Below are 16,243 nucleotides of genomic sequence, written 5' to 3' on the forward strand. Positions count from 1 at the left end.
GCCCAGCAACCTCGCGCGAGGTTGCTGGGCCGCCGTCAGGTAGTTCTGGGGGAAGGTCACAGCGCAACGGCGGGGGCGGGTCCGCTGAAGAGACTAGACTGGTGGCGAGTGAAAACGACGATGAAAGGCAGGGAATGACGGAGTCTTCCGCAATCACCCCCGAACAGGTGGAGCATTTGGCTTCACTGTCTCGGATCGCCATGAGCGAAGACGAGCTGAAATCGCTCGCGGGCGATCTGAGCACAATTCTGGGAAACGTCGCCAGGGTCAACGAAGTGGCCGGCGATGACGTGCCCGCAACCAGCCACCCCATCCCGCTGACGAACGTCATGCGCCCCGACGTGGTGGGCGAGACGCTGTCCAGCGAACAGGCACTGGCCTCGGCCCCGGCCGCCGAGGACGACAAGTTCCTCGTCCCGCAGATCCTCGGGGAGGAATGAGATGACCGAACTGACGAACAAGAGCGCCCTCGAACTCGCCGCAGGACTGAAGTCCGGCGAGTTCTCCTCCGTCGAAGTCACGCAGTCCCACCTCGACCGCATCTCCGCCACCGAGGATGACTTCAACTCCTTCATCACCGTCACCGACGAACTCGCCCTGGAGACCGCGAAGGCCGTCGACGCTAAGCGCTCCGCCGGTGAGGACGTCCACGCCCTGGCCGGCGTCCCAGTCGCGCTGAAGGACCTCGTCGTCACCGAAGGTGTGGCCACCACCGCGGGATCGAAGATGCTCGAGAACTGGGTTCCGCCCTACGAATCGACGGTGCACAACAAGATCAAGGCCGCCGGTCTGCCGGTGCTCGGCAAGACCAACCTCGACGAATTCGCCATGGGCTCGACGACCGAGCACTCGGCCTTCGGCAACACCCGCAACCCATGGAACCTCGAACACGTCCCCGGCGGTTCCTCCGGAGGCGCCGCCGCAGCCCTCGCCGGATTCCAGGCCCCGCTGTCCGTGGGCACCGACACCGGCGGATCCGTCCGCCAGCCCGCCGCGTTCACCGGAACCGTCGGCGTCAAGCCGACCTACGGTTCGATCTCGCGCTTCGGCATCATCGCGATGGCCTCGAGCCTCGACCAGGTCGGACCGATGGGCCGCAGCGTCGCCGACGCCGCAGCCCTGCACGAACTGCTGGCCGGACACGATCCGCTCGACTCCACGTCGCTGCCCGACGAGGTCGGCGGATTCCTGAATGCCGCCCAGACCAGCGAACTCAAGGGCAAGAAGCTCGGCGTCATCAAGCAGCTGGCCGGTGAAGGCTACCAGGACGGCGTCCGCACCGCGTTCACCGCGGCCCTGGAAACCGCTGCCGCTGCCGGAGCCGAGATCGTCGAAGTCGACTGCCCGTCGATCTCCTACGCCCTCGACGCCTACTACCTCATCATGCCCTCCGAGGTGTCTTCGAACCTCGCCCGCTACGACGGCATGCGCTACGGCTTGCGCGTGGAACCGGAATCCGGTCCCGTCACCGCCGAGACCGTCATGTCGGCCACTCGTGCCGCAGGCTTCGGCGATGAGGTCAAACGCCGCATCATCCTCGGCACCTACGCTCTGTCGGCCGGCTACTACGACGCCTACTACGGTTCGGCGCAGAAGATCCGCACCCTGGTCCAGAACGACTTCGCCAAGGCCTTCGCCGCCTGCGACGTCCTCGTGTCCCCGACGACTCCGACGACCGCACTGAAGTTCGGTGCGGAGAAGGCCGCCGACCCGATGGCCCTCTACCTCGGCGACGTGGCGACGATCCCGGCGAACCTCGCCGGAATCCCCGGACTGTCCCTGCCCGCGGGCCTGACCGATGGTCTGCCCGTCGGCTTCCAGATCCTGGCTCCGGCCCGTGAGGACATCAAACTCTACGAGGTGGCCGGACCCTTGGAAGGCGCACTCGAATCGCCGCCGGACGCGTGCTCGACACTCTCGCGGAAGGACTGAACGCCAAGTGAAATACGAAGACGCGATCAACAAATACGATCCGGTCATCGGCATCGAGGTCCACGTCGAACTCGGCACCGCGACCAAGATGTTCGACTCCGCCCCCAACACCTTCGGCGGGGGACCGAACACGAACGTGACCCCCACCTCGCTCGGTCTGCCCGGCTCTCTACCCGTGGTCAACGAGAAGGGCGTGGAATACGCGATCAAGATCGGTCTGGCCCTCGGCTGCGAGATCGCCGAAACCTGCCGGTTCGCCCGCAAGAACTACTTCTACCCGGACGTGCCCAAGGATTTCCAGACCAGCCAGTCCGATGAGCCGATCGCGGCCGAAGGACAGGTCGAGGTTGAGCTCGAAGACGGCACCATCGTGACCGTCCCCGTCGAGCGCGCCCACATGGAGGAAGACGCCGGCAAGAACACCCACGTGGGAGGTGCCACCGGCCGCATCCAGGGTGCCGACCATTCGCTCGTCGACTACAACCGAGCCGGGGTGCCGCTCGTGGAGATCGTCACCCACCCGATCACCGGGACAGGGGAACGGGCCGCCGAGGTGGCCGCCGCCTATGTGCGCACGCTGAGGGACATCTTCCGCGCCCTCGACGTCTCCGAGGCCCGCATGGAACAGGGCAACGTCCGCGCCGACGTCAACGTGTCCCTGCGGGAGAGCCCCGAGGCACCGCTGGGCACCCGCACGGAGACGAAGAACGTCAACTCCTTCCGCTCGATCGAACGCGCAGTGCGCTTCGAGATCGCCCGCCAGGCGACTCTCCTCGAAGCGGGGGAGAAGGTCGTCCAGGAGACACGCCACTTCCACGAGGAGACCGGAGAGACTTCCTCGGGGCGTCCGAAGTCCGACGCCGACGACTACCGCTACTTCCCCGAGCCGGACCTCGTCCCGCTGCAGCCGTCCCGCGAATGGGTCGATCAGCTGCGGGCGAGCCTGCCCGAGCTGCCGGCGCAGAAGCGTCGCCGCCTCCTCGGGGAATGGAAGTTCTCCGACCTGGAGATGCGCGACATCGTCAACGCCGGACTCCTCGAAGCCATCGAGGACACCGTCACCGCCGGTGCGAAGCCTGCCGCGGCACGCAAGTGGTGGACCGGTGAGGTCGCCCGCCTGGCCAACCAGGAGGACAAGCACCCCACCGAGATCGTCACACCTGCCCAGGTGGCAGGACTCGTCGAGCTCATCAACGAGGGCAAGCTCAACGACAAGCTGGCCAAGGATGTGCTCACCGGAGTCTCAGCCGGCGAAGGCGAGCCCGCCGAGGTGATGAAGGCCCGCGACCTCGAAATCGTCGAGGACACCGGTGCACTCGAAGCCGCCGTCGAGGAGGCCATCGCGGCCAACCCCGACGTGGTCGAGAAGATCAAGGGCGGAAAGATGCAGGCCATCGGCGCGCTCATGGGTCCGATTATGAAGGCCACCCGCGGACAGGCCGATGCCGGAAAGGCCAAGGACCTCATCCTCGCGAAGATCAACGGCTGAGTACAGGTCCGCACTGATCCTGGTCGATGCCGGCGCCTGATGGTGCCGAGCAGGACTCAGGATTGATCCAGCCACACCCTCTAGACTGTGCGTCCAAGGGAACCGACCGGTTTCCCGAGCACAGCGGAGGGTGTGGCTGTTCGCATTCCCCGCAACCGATGGCCCGCAGGGACAGGGCCGAGTGCGTGACCCACACGCGTGGAGGTGAAGCGGTGTCTGAGTGGAAATCGCTGTGGAAGAGCGAATGCGGGAAGTCCGCACCGATCTATCGGGTGCTCGTGCCCGACAGCGTCAACGAGGCGGTGCTGCGTGCCTGGAGCGCCCGCGGATACCGCTACACGGCCGGGGCTCCGAGCGCGATCATGCTCACCGGTGGGATGAGCCGGAACTTCTTCCGCTCCAGCGTCCTGTTCAAGGGCGGCACTGCCGCCGGTACCGCCGTGACCGCGGGATTCGCGGCGCCCGGGGGACTGGCTCTGGTCTCGGGTTTCGCCGATGCCGCACTGACCTTCGGCGGAATGGGTGCGGCCACGGCATTGGGCACCGGAATCTTCGCCGCGGTCACGGGCCCCAAATACCTGCGTGATCCGAAGCGTCTGAGCCGCAAGAATCGGCGCAAGGTCTCAGGCGCCCAGTGGGTGACTCCGGCCAGTCTCGGCTATCTGCCAGGGCGCAAGGAAGGCCGGGACACCGACGAGCAGCGTCTGTTCCATCTCGCTGTCACAATCGCCCGCAAGATCGTGCGCACGCGTGCCTGGACACATCCGATACTCAAAGACCACGTCTCCCGCGTCGACCTCGACCATGCTGTGGCCTCCATCGGAGTGCGATTGCAGGAACTCGTCAGCCTGCGCGAGGAGATCGAAGGCATCCGCGATGCGGGAACCGCGAAGTCGGTGGAGACCTATCTGTCGAAGCTTGCCGTCGCCTTCTCGTCGATGGCGCGCCGCGTGGAGTCGATGCACGAATACTATGAGCGCCTCCTCGAACTCGACCAGCAGCTGATGCTGCTGCACAACTCCGAACGCTCTCGCGAGCTCGGCGATCGAGTGCTCGATGTGCTGTCTCGCACCGCGGCCGATGATTCCGCCGATTGGCAGTTCAGGGAGCTGCGCATCGATGCGGATTCGCAGTCGTCGATCATCTCCGGGCTCGTCGCCGAACTCGACCAGACTGCCGATGACTTCGACGACTTCGACTCCCGCCTGGCCGCGGCTCAGAAGTCCGTGGACGAGCTCGAGGCTTAGGCTCTGATCGGGGCGAACTCAGTGACCGAAGGGGTCGGGGTCGACTCCCGGCATCCATGACAGGCCCGGCTGATCAAAGCCGTGAGCCTGCTGGGCCTTCTTCCACTTCTTCGACCACCGCTTGTCGAGACGGTCGACGTAGAGGGTTCCCTGCAGGTGGTCGTATTCGTGCTGCATGATGCGGGCGAACCACCCGTCAGCGCTCAGGGTCACCGGTTCGCCTTTCTCATCGAAGCCGTTGACGGTGACTCGGTCGGCACGTTTGAGGGGGAAATCGAGACTCGGAACCGACAGGCATCCCTCGGTCTCATCGTCAGGATCGGGACGGGTGTCGGGAACCTTCGAGGCGATGAGCACGGGATTGACGAAGGTGCCGCGACGACGCACCCCATAGTCATCGTCGGCGTTGAACACGAAGATGGACTTGCCGACGCCGATCTGCGGTGCGGCCAGTCCGACACCGTTGCTGGCGTCGAGCGTCTCGTGCATGTCTGCGACGAGTTCGGCAAGGTCCTCGTCGAACTCGGTGATCTTCTCGGCACGACGATGCAGAACGGGCTCGCCGTAGACGACGATGGGATGAATAGCCATGAGGACAATCGTATCGGTCACCTGAGACCGTCTCAGACTCCGCCCGATCGCAGCGCTCGGGCGCGATCTCGGGGGGAGGGCCGCCTCGGTAATCGTGTCCACCGATTGCTCAGCGGTTGATCGCATACCGCGCTCAAGCGGGTGGATGGATATGCGGCTATCTCGGGTATGTGATAGGTGTTGTCATAAAGTTTCGCCCCCAGCGAACACAGATTGTTGAGCAACATATCTGGGAACACGTTCAGGGTCGGCGTGGTTATGATGAGGGCAAGCCGTCTCGGACCACGAGATGCAAGCTGTCGCTCCACCCGTTCAGGTGCACGTCCGCCGAACGGCGAGTGGCCGCCGACGGCGGTGCACAAAGAATCGTGAAAGGACTTACTTTGACCATCTTCAACAATGTCTCCGAACTCGTCGGCCGCACGCCGCTGGTCCGCATCAACAAGGCCAGTGACCGGTCGGGCGCCGAGATCGTGGCGAAGCTCGAATCCTCGAACCCCGGCAACTCCGTCAAGGACCGCATCGGCGTGGCGATGATCGACGCAGCCGAGAAGTCCGGCGAACTTCAGCCCGGCGGCACGATCGTCGAAGCCACCTCCGGCAACACCGGCATCGCTCTGGCGATGGTCGGCACCTCCCGCGGCTACAAGGTCGTCCTCACGATGCCCGAATCGATGTCGAAGGAACGTCGCGCCCTGCTGCGCGCCTTCGGTGCCGAACTCGTCCTCACCGACAAGGCCGAAGGTATGAAGGGCGCAGTGGCCAAGGCCGAAGAGCTTGCTTCCGACGGCGCCGTCCTCGTGCGCCAGTTCGAGAACCAGGCCAATGCCGAGATCCACAAGGCCACCACTGGTCCAGAGATCCTCGCCGACACCGACGGCAAGGTCGACATCTTCGTCTCCGGCATCGGCACGGGCGGGACTATCACCGGCGCGGGAGCCGCGCTGCGTGAGGCCAACCCGGATGTGAAGATCGTCGCCGTCGAGCCCGCCGCTTCGCCGCTGCTGACCGAAGGCACGGCCGGACCGCACGCGATCCAGGGCCTCGGCGCGAACTTCGTGCCCAAGGTGCTCAATACTGATATCTACGACGAAGTCGTCGATATCGACAACGACGACGCCTTCGAGCGGGCTCGCGCCGTCGCTCTCGAAGAGGGCCTGCTCGTCGGCATCTCCTCCGGCGCCGCACTCTTCGCTGCCGAAAAGGTCGCGTCTCGACCGGAGAACGCCGGCAAGCGCGTCGTCGTCATCATCCCCAGCTACGGCGAGCGGTATCTGTCGACTCCGCTGTTTGCCGAGTACATGGACTGACTCCATGGCAGCGGCACGAGGGCGTCAGACTTCGGTTTGGCGCCCTCGCTGTCTGCAGAGTCCGATGTCGGACCGCTGCGGGAATTCTTCCGCCCGGATCCGACTTGCACGAGATGGACCGAGACGACTGAGCAAGGGAGTCAATGATGAAGGCACTGTGGGCAGCGGCCACGGCGGCTGTGGGGGCGGCCGCCTATGGACTGAGCCGACCCGGTGTGCGCGAGACGCTGAGAGAAGACCTCGAGACGGTGAAGCGACGCGATCCGGCGGCGCGCAACGATTTCGTCTCCCTGGTCTCCTACCCCGGGATGCATGCCATCTGGGCGCACCGCGGACTCCACCGGTTGTGGCAGCACGACGCCGGAAAGGTTCCGGCGCGATTGATGTCCCAGCTCGTGCGGACGCTGACCGGCGTGGAGATCCACCCGGGGGCTCGGATCGGGCGGCGCTTCTTCATCGACCATGCCAACGGAGTCGTCATCGGCGAGACGTCCGAAGTCGGCGACGATGTCATGCTCTATCACCAGGTCACCCTCGGCGGTACCTCGATGGCGCAGACGAAGCGTCACCCGACGATCGGCAATCACGTGCTCGTCGGGGCCGGGGCGAAGATCCTCGGCCCGGTCGTCGTCGGCGACAACTCCGCGGTCGGAGCCAACGCCGTCGTCGTCAAGGACGTGCCAGCCGACTCGAGCGCCGTGGGCATCCCCGCAACCGTGCGCTCGAAGAAGAAGGACGGCGCCGCCTCGGCGAAGGCAGGAGCTGAATCGTCGACGACGCACCCGGACTTCGTCCTCGAGGACCCCGCCCTCTGGATCTGATCCGGCTCCTGCTGCCGGACTGAAAGCGGCTCCTGCCTGCGGGCGGGAGCCGCTTTTCGTGCATTGTTGGGTCGATCCACGGTGAAAGTCGGGCGGGAATCACCGTGGATCGACCCAACAATCGGCTGCTTGCGGCGATAGTGTGCTCGGGCCGTCCAGACGCCCGCTCAGGGGCCGGGAATACTTTCGCGACCACGTCTGTTAAGATTTCAACTAACTACTTCAAAATTGAAGTTAATCCAATCAGCAGGGCGGCCTCGAAAACCGTGGGGCCCAGATGCAGGAGGCGTCATGGAATTCGGAATCTTCACCATCGGCGATGTCACCACCGACCCCACCGACGGCACCACCGTCAGCGAGAATCAGCGGATCAAGAACACCGTCGAGATCGCCAAGAAGGCAGAAGAAGTCGGCCTCGACGTCTTCGCCACCGGTCAGCACCACAACCCGCCCTTCGTGGCCCCGGCGAACCCGCCGATCCTGCTGGCCAATATCGCCGCACAGACCGAGAAGCTCGAACTCTCCACGGCGACGACGCTCATCACCACGACCGATCCCGTGCGCATCGCCGAGGACTACTCCTACGCCCAGCACCTCTCGGACGGCCGCATCAGCCTGATCATGGGCCGCGGAAACACCGGTCCTGTCTACCCGTGGTTCGGCAAGGACATCCGCGCCGGAATCCCGCTGGCGGTAGAGAACTACAACCTCCTCTACCGCCTGTGGCGTGAGAAGAATATCGACTGGGAAGGCAAGTTCCGCACTCCGCTGGGCGGCTTCACCGTCACCCCGTTCCCGCTGGACGATGTGCCGCCGTTCGTGTGGCACGGATCGATCCGCAGCCCCGAGATCGCCGAGCAGGCCGCCTACTACGGCGACGGATTCTTCCACAACAACATCTTCTGGCCGACCTCGCACACCGCGCGGATGGTTCAGCTCTACCGCCAGCGTTACGAATACTACGGCCACGGCAAGGCCAGCCAGGCGATTGTCGGCCTCGGCGGTCAGGTATTCATGCGCAAGAACTCCCAGGACGCCGTCCGCGAGTTCCGTCCCTACTTCGACAACGCCCCGGTCTACGGCCACGGACCCAGCCTCGAGGACTTCTCGACGCAGACTCCGCTGACCGTCGGGTCACCCCAGCAGGTCATCGAACGCACCCTGAGCTTCCGCGACTGGGCCGGAGACTACCAGCGCCAGCTCTTCCTCATCGACCATGCGGGACTGCCGCAGAAGACCGTGCTCGAACAGCTCGACCTGCTCGGCGAAGAGGTCATCCCCGTTCTCCGCGAGGAGTTCGCGAAGGGCCGGCCGGTCGATGTCCCCGATGCCCCGACCCACGAATCCCTCGTCATCCGGCACCGCGAAGGCCGCGACCCGATCCCCGGAGGCGGAGAGGGATCGCGTGCGTTCGAAGACCGGCAGGCACGCGCCGCCGAAGCGGCCCAGAATGCGACACAGGAAGGAGCGAATCGCTCATGAGCACGAACACGATGCACATCGTGGCCGTGACCACCTCGCTCAGCGAGGACTCGACCACACTCAAACTCACCGATCGAGTGCTCGCATCTGCCGCCTCGGCGGGGGAGTCGGTGAGCATCGACGTGACCACGGACGTCATCAACGTCCGCAACCTCGCCACCGCGATCACGGACATGACCCTGACCGGGTTCCGTTCCGAAGCCCTCGAGTCGGCCTTCGCGACCATCGCCGCAGCCGATGCGATCGTCACCGTCGCGCCGGTGTACAAGGCCGCCCCGGTCGGTCTGCACACCCTGTTCTGGCAGCTGATCGATGACAAAGCGCTGAGCCGCAAGCCCGTGCTCATCGGCTCCACCGGCGGCACGGCGCGCCATTCCCTGGCCGGGGACGCGGTGCTGCGGCCGATGCTGTCCTACCTCAAGGGCATCGTCGTGCCCACGACTGTCTTCGCCGCGACCGATGACTGGGGGACCGTCGAGGGCGGCCGGGCGCTGACCGCCCGGATCCGCCAGGCGGGGGAGGAGCTCGTCTCCCTGACCGCGACGATCATCGGGGCCGGAAACGACGACCTCGCCGAGGTGGCCGACCCCGATCCGCGCGGAGGTGCAGGGTCGGGTGCGACCACGGGCGCCGCCTCGGCGAATCGCGGAATCGTCGACGAATTCGACCCCGCGAACGTCACCCCTTTCGCGCAGCTGCTCGAGGGCTGAGATGACGGAGATCAGGTTCGGGCTCGGGAAGGAGGCGCTGGCGCAGAACGCGTGGCGAACCTATTTCGAGACCTCGCAGCGCCTCCGTCAGGCCCTCGAAGTCCAGCTCAAGGACGATGCGGGGCTCGACGTCAGCGACTACAACACGCTGCTCCTGCTGTGGGAAGCGCCGGAGCGGACGCTGACGATGAGCGCCCTGGCGAAGAAGCTCGTCTTCTCGCCATCGCGGCTGAACTATCGGATCAAGGTCCTCGTCGACGCGGGGCTCGTGACGAAGACTCAATGCCTCGAAGACGGGCGTGCCCATAATGTGGCACTCACCGAGGCGGGGGCGCGGGCATTCCTGTCCGCCGGGTCCCAGCACAAGAGCTATGTCGATGAGGTCTTCTTCGACCATGTCAGCGACGCCGAACTCGAGGTGATCGAGGCCGTCTTCACACGGATCGGGAACTCCCTGCCCGAGTGATGAAGCGGGCCCCGGCCGAGTGATGAAGCGGGTTCCTCCCGTGTGCTGAGGCCCGCCATCTCAGAGTGACGAAGTTCTCGGCACGGGGCGGGTCTGCGTGCCACAATGTGGGCATGTCCATCACCACAATCGCCTTCCCGAACTCCGAGCTCCGCAACCGTGTGATCGCTCAGATCCCCGCTCACCAGCGCGCCGATGTCGACCTCGTCGTCTTCTCCGATGCCGAACGTTCGGCCAAGCTCAGCCGCGACGATGTCGACGTCGTCGTCCTGCCCTACCTGGATTCCGGACCGACGATCGAGCTGCTCGACGAACTGCCCAACCTGCGCTTGGTGATCACGCAGACGACCGGATTCGACCCCGTCTCCCACCTGCCCGAACGCGGGATCCAGGTCGCGACCGCCTCGGGCGTGCACACCGGAGGAACCGCCGAGCTCGCTCTGGCACTGACCCTGGCCAGCCTGCGCGGAATCGACGACGCCGTGCGCTCGCAGGTCTCCCGGGTGTGGGAGCACCATCGCTACCGTTCGCTGCAGGACCGTCGCGTGATGATCATCGGCGTCGGTGAGATCGGCTCGGCCATCGCCGACCGCTTCGACCCCTTCGAAGTCCAGCTCATCCGAGTGGCCTCGACCGCGCGTGAGGACGAGCGCGGGAAGATCCACGGCGTCGACGAGCTGCCGAAGCTGCTGCCCCACACCGAGGTGGTTGTGCTCATCACCCCGCTCAACGAGGGCACCCACCACCTCGTCGACGAGAAGTTCCTCAGCCAGCTTCCCGATAATGCGCTCATCGTCAACGTCGCCCGCGGCAAGGTCGTCGACACGGATGCGCTCGTGGCCGAGCTCGCCACCGGCCGACTCCATGCCGCCCTCGACGTCACCGACCCGGAGCCGCTGCCGCGCAACCACGCACTGTGGGGCACCCCGAACACCCTCATTACGCCCCACGTCGGAGGCGACACCTCGGCGTTCGAGCCCCGAGTCGTGAAGATTCTCGCCGAGCAGGTCAGGCGGATCAACGACGGCGAGCAGCCGGTCAATCTCATTAATGTGTGAGTCGACGAACTACGTGTAGTTCCAACCCGGAGCCTCTCGGAAGAACACGCGGATCGCCACACTCTGGTCTAGAATATTTAAACATTGAATAGCTTTAATAGGCGCTAGCGAACAAACTAGCAGTATCGCTTCGAAGCATAACCAGTTTTGAGGAAGGGCGGAAGTTTTGACAGCAGAGTTTATGCGCGGTCGAACTCCGACAAAATTGACTTCTGACGAAGATTTGTATTGTGATGCTCTCTTCGAGGCCGATCGACTCGACGGGAGAAAGATAAAGGGCAAGACATTTCGCCATACTACCTTCGCAAATACTTCGTTCAAGGATGTAGTGTTCGAGAACTGTATCTTCGAAAATGTTGTGTTTCTTTCGGCCTATTTCCGGGGCGCGAAATTCCTGAGATGCGAAGTGAAAGCCTCTAGATTCATCAACTGTGATTTAATGAGGGTGAGTCTCGTTTCTAGCGATATAAGATTTTATAACTCATTCAGGGGATGCTTTGTTCCGTTTGAGAGATTGAAGGAATCTTTGCCGCGAGAAGGTAACCTCCTGCGCGACCTGGCAAGTAATTTGGCAGACGAAGCTACGCTCCAAGGAGCTACTAGAGACGCAAATAAATACCGAGAACAGGCTATTCATGGTGACAAAGAATTCTTGAAAGCGGTAGTTCTTCAGCAGCAACCCTTTTACAAGGAGAAGTATAATAGCGTTGATCGAGTAGAACATGCTCTTCGCTATTTTAGAATTAAGTTGTTCGAGGGCATATGGGGTCGTGCTCGGCGTCTGGAGGTCATCGTGAGGAACTGGTTCCTCGTGGCGGCGTTTTGGGCTATTATTGTTCTGATTACTGGCGTGTCAGTAATTCGTCCAGAAGTTGAATGGTATGAACTTGCGTTGATCGGATTCTTCTCAGTGTCGCCCATTGATGTGCAATTTGCCTATGTGGTAGATGGCACTGCTATGCAATTGTTTCTTCTGTTAGGGAGGATTCTGGGCTTTGTGTTTTTCCGCTATGTTCGTTGCGTTGCTCTTTGCTCGAATTTATGAGGGGCGTCGCTCGTGACCCTTAAAGTGCTATATGGGTCGAAGGCTCGAGGTGACTCGGATGAGCAAAGCGATACAGATGTTTTGCACGTGGATTGTCAGGGGCGTGCTGGAGCTTACAGCTGGTCGGAGATGAATCGGATGGCAAAATCTGGTTCACTTTTCTTATTGCATCTCAAGAATGAATCAAGAATAATCTCTGGATCTCGTTCAGAAAGAGCCGAATTTAAGCGACTTTTAGAATCGTTGCAGGAGTATGGGGGTGCAGCGAAAGACTTGGACTCATTTGAAATTGTTGTAGATGATGTCTTAGAAGCGCTTGGGATCGGTGATACGCCTCTGGTCTTTGAAGCCCAGGTGACAGCCAAGCTAGTTCGTCACCTGGCTATTTTAGGTTGTTATATGGCAGGCGAGCCAAATTTTTCGAGGTACGATTCGGTCGAATTGGCCGCCGACCTTTGGAATGTGAAAACTCCCGGTAGCTCGAGTAGTGGGTTTGTGTGGTTGTACTCCTCTATTTCTTCTGAAAGCTGGGAAGGTAACTCTGGTATGGTTAAGGAGTGGCTAGCCTTTGCTCAGAGCTTGATAGCTAAGTTGCGCGTGAAGGAGTCAGGGGGTCGTTTGATTGATGGATAAGTGTGAAGTGATCGAGCGGCGCCTGGGGCGGTTGCTTGAGTCGATTGAGGATCCGCGTTCCGCTTACGCGATTCGGAGCCGGTTGGATCGGCTAGTGCTAAGTTTGCAACAGCATCTTCCAGAGGTGGCTGACTCTAGTGAAGTCGCGCATCGTGTTGACCGGGTTGCGGACTCTTTTGCGGTCTTGCGTTTGAAAAGTGAACCGTTCGGGGAACCATGGAGAGTCCGTCTGAGCGAAGCACGGAATGATTTGCTGATTATTCAAAAACTGTTGCGCTGACAAATGCATCGAACGTGTAGTCGAAGTATTTCTACAGGTTGCATCGTTTGCGGGCGGCGTCGAGATGGTGCGATTCGCAGACTGCCCAGAACGTGGTCGCGGCAGAAGGTATCTTTCTGAGCAAGTTAGACGGATAAGCGATCGATTGCGATTGGTCGTTCTCGCAAATGCACGGTCTAAGCAGCTGTTGAGGTCTCGGGCAGTAAGGTCACGTGAATCTGACCTAAGGGGGCTCGGCCCCCTGCCTCGCTGTCGGACTCTCGCATGGTGCCCAGAAGAGGTTCCACCATCCGAGAGTCCGGCGTGCGGATGCTGAAATCGGGCGTAGCATGCCTGCATGAGCATCGATACAGACAACACCACTCCCGACATCAAACCCCGTTCTCGCGATGTCACGGACGGCCTCGAGGCCACCGCCGCGCGCGGAATGCTGCGCGCCGTCGGCATGGGCGACGACGACTGGGTGAAGCCGCAGGTCGCGATGCGACCTCGTGGAATGAGATCACCCCCTGCAACATGTCGCTGCAGCGTCTCGGTTCGGCCGCCAAGGAAGGCGTCCACGAGGCCGGTGGCTTCCCGCTGGAATTCGGCACCATCTCCGTCTCGGACGGAATCTCGATGGGTCACGAGGGCATGCACTACTCGCTGGTCTCCCGTGAGGTCATCACCGACTCCGTCGAGACCGTGATGAGCGCCGAGCGACTCGACGGCTCCGTGCTCATGGCCGGCTGCGACAAGTCGATCCCCGGAATGCTCATGGCCTCCGCCCGCCTCGGGCTCTCGAGCGTCTTCCTCTACAACGGTTCGATCATGCCGGGAACCGCGAAGATGGAGGACGGCTCGGAGAGGGAAGTCACCCTCATCGACGCCTTCGAAGCCGTCGGCGCCTGTCGTGCGGGCACCATGTCCCAGAAGGACGTCGACGCCATCGAGCGGGCCGTCTGCCCCGGTGAGGGTGCCTGCGGCGGAATGTACACCGCGAACACCATGGCTTCGGCCGCCGAGGCCATGGGCATGTCCCTGCCGGGTTCGGCCGCACCGCCGGCTATCCATCGCAACCGCACGATGTTCGCCCGCAAGTCCGGCGAGGCAGTTGTCAATATGCTGCGCCAGGGCATCACCACGAAGGACATCATCACCCGCGAATCGCTGCACAATGCGATCGCCGTGGTCATGGCCTTCGGCGGTTCGACGAACGCGGTCCTCCACCTGCTGGCCATCGCCCACGAGGCGGGAGTGGAACTCGCGCTCGATGACTTCAACCGCATCGGAGACAAGGTTCCGCACCTGGGCAACGTCAAGCCCTTCGGCCAGTACGTGATGAACGACGTCTTCAAGATCGGCGGCGTACCCGTGATCATGAAGGCCCTCCTCGACGCCGGTCTGCTCAACGGCGACTGCCTGACCGTGACCGGCAAGACTGTGGCCGAGAACCTCGAGTCGATCAACCCGCCGGACCCGGACGGGAAGATCCTGCGCGCGCTCAACAACCCGATCCACGCCACCGGCGGTCTCACCGTGCTGCAGGGATCGCTGGCTCCCGAAGGCGCGGTCGTGAAGTCCGCAGGCTTCGACGCCGATGTCTTCGAAGGCACCGCTCGCGTCTTCGACCAGGAGCAGCCGGCCATGGACGCCGTGCTCAACGGAGAACTGAAGAAGGGCGACGTCGTCGTCATCCGCTACGAAGGACCCAAGGGCGGACCCGGAATGCGCGAGATGCTCGCGATCACCGGCGCCATCAAGGGCGCGGGCATCGGCAAGGACGTCCTGCTGCTCACCGACGGTCGCTTCTCCGGCGGTTCGACCGGTCTGTGCATCGGCCACATTGCGCCTGAGGCGGTCGACGGCGGTCCGATCGCGCTCGTCGAGGACGGGGACAAGATCACCGTCGACATCGCGGCTCGCTCGATCGAACTCCACGTCGACGAGGAGGTGCTCGCGGAGCGTCGCAAGACCTGGACGATCCCGGACAACCATCGCCTCACCGGTGTGCTCGGCAAGTACGCGAAGCTCGTGCAGTCGGCGTCGAAGGGCGCGGTCTGCTTCTGATCCACCTCAAGGTCCGTTGCTGATTCCGCTCACCCTCGGGTGACACTCAGCGATACGGTCCGGTTCCACCATCGCCGAGGCGGTGCAGACTCAAGTCTGCACCGCCTCGGCGATCGGCTCTAGGATGTAGGTCACACGACTTCAGGAGAGGAACACAATGCGCATCGTCGTTCTCGATGACTATCAGCAGGTGGCAGGCAAGTTCGCGGACTGGAGCGGTCTCGACGCCGAGGTCGAGTTCATCGATCGTCCCATCGTCGACGACGATGACCTGGTGCAGGTCCTCTCCGGCGCCGAGGTGGTCGTGGCGATGCGGGAGCGAACCGCCTTCACCGCCGGTCGGCTGGAACGGCTGCCGGGCTTGCGTCTGCTCGTGACCACGGGACGGGTCAACGCCTCCATCGACGTGGAGGCGGCGCGTGCGAAGGGGATCGTGGTCTGCGGAACCGAGTCGACCACCTCGGCGACACCGGAACTGACCTGGGGACTCATCCTCTCCGTTCTGCGCAGCATCCCGGCCGAGGACGCCGCCCTCCGAGGCGGCGGTTGGCAGTCGACGGTCGGTGGAGACCTCGATGGGCACCGCCTCGGCGTGGTCGGTCTGGGACGTCTGGGAACGAAGGTCGCACGGGTCGGTGCGGCGTTCGGCATGGAGGTCGTGGCGTGGAGCCAGAACCTCGACGCCGAGCGCGCACAGGGCCTGGGCGTGCGCGCCGTGAGCAAGGACGAACTGTTCTCCACCGCCGACGTGGTGACGATCCACTACAAGCTGAGCGAACGCAGCCGAGGACTCGTCGGAGCTGCGGAACTCGAGGCGATGAAGCCAGGCAGCATCCTCGTCAACACCTCCGCGCGGGACTCGTCGACACCGATGCACTCATCACCGTGCTGGAAGCCGGCGGGATCCGCGGCGCGGGACTCGACGTCCACGACGAAGAACCGCTGCCGGTCGACCATCGACTGCGCAGCACACCGCGCACCGTGCTCACCCCGCACCTGGGCTACGTCACCGAAGACACCTATCGGATCTTCTTCACTCAGGCGGTCGAGGACATCGCGGCCTGGATTTCGGGAGAGCCGATCCGCGTGATCGGCTGAGCCGGAACGTATGAGCCACGGCTATGGTGAGG

At 63.2% G+C, this 16,243-nt stretch carries 13 protein-coding genes and 2 pseudogenes; 14 read left to right on the top strand and 1 reads right to left on the bottom strand.

What is annotated here, in order from left to right; all coding sequences use genetic code 11:
• The first annotated feature begins 134 nt into the window (after positions 1 to 134).
• From gatC to AC2W7L_RS09650, 4 genes are all read left to right on the top strand, one after another.
• Positions 135 to 440: an Asp-tRNA(Asn)/Glu-tRNA(Gln) amidotransferase subunit GatC gene (gene gatC, locus AC2W7L_RS09635; RefSeq protein WP_062862017.1), complete on the top strand. Its 306-nt coding sequence runs from the start codon at positions 135 to 137 to the stop codon at positions 438 to 440.
• 1 nt (position 441) lies between these two features.
• The gene (gene gatA, locus AC2W7L_RS09640) at positions 442 to 1,932 is read left to right on the top strand and encodes an Asp-tRNA(Asn)/Glu-tRNA(Gln) amidotransferase subunit GatA (protein WP_486004281.1); all 1,491 of its coding nucleotides are present in this window, start codon (positions 442 to 444) and stop codon (positions 1,930 to 1,932) included.
• A gap of 7 nt (positions 1,933 to 1,939) precedes the next feature.
• A complete protein-coding gene (gene gatB / locus AC2W7L_RS09645) occupies positions 1,940 to 3,421 on the top strand; it encodes an Asp-tRNA(Asn)/Glu-tRNA(Gln) amidotransferase subunit GatB (protein ID WP_486004282.1) in 1,482 nt (493 codons plus the stop codon).
• Between the two features lie 212 nt (positions 3,422 to 3,633).
• Complete coding sequence (locus tag AC2W7L_RS09650) at positions 3,634 to 4,668, top strand: hypothetical protein (protein ID WP_367647470.1); 1,035 nt, start codon at positions 3,634 to 3,636, stop codon at positions 4,666 to 4,668.
• A gap of 18 nt (positions 4,669 to 4,686) precedes the next feature.
• On the opposite strand, the gene def is transcribed toward AC2W7L_RS09650, so the two are convergent.
• Complete coding sequence (def, locus tag AC2W7L_RS09655) at positions 4,687 to 5,259, bottom strand: peptide deformylase (protein ID WP_172171172.1); 573 nt, start codon at positions 5,257 to 5,259, stop codon at positions 4,687 to 4,689.
• Between the two features lie 383 nt (positions 5,260 to 5,642).
• Here def and cysK point away from each other — a divergent pair, with 383 nt between their 5' ends.
• The 10 genes and pseudogenes from cysK (at position 5,643) to AC2W7L_RS09705 (ending at position 16,211) form a co-directional block, all read left to right on the top strand.
• Positions 5,643 to 6,569: a cysteine synthase A gene (cysK, locus tag AC2W7L_RS09660; protein ID WP_486004283.1), complete on the top strand. Its 927-nt coding sequence runs from the start codon at positions 5,643 to 5,645 to the stop codon at positions 6,567 to 6,569.
• Between the two features lie 146 nt (positions 6,570 to 6,715).
• The gene (gene epsC, locus AC2W7L_RS09665) at positions 6,716 to 7,390 is read left to right on the top strand and encodes a serine O-acetyltransferase EpsC (protein WP_486004344.1); all 675 of its coding nucleotides are present in this window, start codon (positions 6,716 to 6,718) and stop codon (positions 7,388 to 7,390) included.
• A 291-nt stretch (positions 7,391 to 7,681) separates the two neighbouring features.
• A complete protein-coding gene (locus AC2W7L_RS09670; protein ID WP_486004284.1) occupies positions 7,682 to 8,872 on the top strand; it encodes an LLM class flavin-dependent oxidoreductase in 1,191 nt (396 codons plus the stop codon).
• Positions 8,869 to 9,582 carry an NAD(P)H-dependent oxidoreductase gene (locus AC2W7L_RS09675; protein ID WP_486004285.1) on the top strand — a complete coding sequence of 238 codons (714 nt, stop codon included), beginning with the start codon at positions 8,869 to 8,871 and terminating at the stop codon, positions 9,580 to 9,582. Before AC2W7L_RS09670 ends, AC2W7L_RS09675 begins: the two co-directional genes overlap by 4 nt.
• A 1-nt stretch (position 9,583) precedes the next feature.
• Entirely contained in the window at positions 9,584 to 10,048 is a 465-nt protein-coding gene (locus tag AC2W7L_RS09680; protein WP_486004286.1) for a MarR family winged helix-turn-helix transcriptional regulator, read from the top strand.
• 113 nt (positions 10,049 to 10,161) lie between these two features.
• Entirely contained in the window at positions 10,162 to 11,106 is a 945-nt protein-coding gene (locus AC2W7L_RS09685; protein WP_486004287.1) for a 2-hydroxyacid dehydrogenase, read from the top strand.
• A 166-nt stretch (positions 11,107 to 11,272) separates the two neighbouring features.
• Positions 11,273 to 12,151: a pentapeptide repeat-containing protein gene (locus tag AC2W7L_RS09690; RefSeq protein ID WP_486004288.1), complete on the top strand. Its 879-nt coding sequence runs from the start codon at positions 11,273 to 11,275 to the stop codon at positions 12,149 to 12,151.
• Positions 12,152 to 12,163: 12 nt separating this feature from the next.
• Positions 12,164 to 12,784 (top strand): hypothetical protein, encoded by a 621-nt coding sequence (locus AC2W7L_RS09695; RefSeq protein WP_486004289.1) that lies wholly within the window; start codon positions 12,164 to 12,166, stop codon positions 12,782 to 12,784.
• Between the two features lie 617 nt (positions 12,785 to 13,401).
• A pseudogene (gene ilvD / locus AC2W7L_RS09700) lies at positions 13,402 to 15,113 on the top strand (dihydroxy-acid dehydratase).
• A 157-nt stretch (positions 15,114 to 15,270) separates the two neighbouring features.
• Positions 15,271 to 16,211, top strand: a pseudogene (locus AC2W7L_RS09705) (D-2-hydroxyacid dehydrogenase family protein).
• Positions 16,212 to 16,243: the final 32 nt, after the last annotated feature.

This window comes from Brevibacterium sp. LAARM3_SD1 (genome assembly GCF_057364765.1).

Excerpts from the sequence above, each read along its gene's own strand:
- AC2W7L_RS09685 (WP_486004287.1), top strand. The coding sequence starts at position 10,162 with ATGTCCATCACCACAATCGCCTTCCCGAACTCCGAGCTCCGCAACCGT.
- gatC (WP_062862017.1), top strand. The coding sequence starts at position 135 with ATGACGGAGTCTTCCGCAATCACCCCCGAACAGGTGGAGCATTTGGCT.
- AC2W7L_RS09675 (WP_486004285.1), top strand. The coding sequence starts at position 8,869 with ATGAGCACGAACACGATGCACATCGTGGCCGTGACCACCTCGCTCAGC.
- gatA (WP_486004281.1), top strand. The coding sequence starts at position 442 with ATGACCGAACTGACGAACAAGAGCGCCCTCGAACTCGCCGCAGGACTG.
- AC2W7L_RS09680 (WP_486004286.1), top strand. The coding sequence starts at position 9,584 with ATGACGGAGATCAGGTTCGGGCTCGGGAAGGAGGCGCTGGCGCAGAAC.
- AC2W7L_RS09670 (WP_486004284.1), top strand. The coding sequence starts at position 7,682 with ATGGAATTCGGAATCTTCACCATCGGCGATGTCACCACCGACCCCACC.
- epsC (WP_486004344.1), top strand. The coding sequence starts at position 6,716 with ATGAAGGCACTGTGGGCAGCGGCCACGGCGGCTGTGGGGGCGGCCGCC.
- def (WP_172171172.1), bottom strand. The coding sequence starts at position 5,259 with ATGGCTATTCATCCCATCGTCGTCTACGGCGAGCCCGTTCTGCATCGT.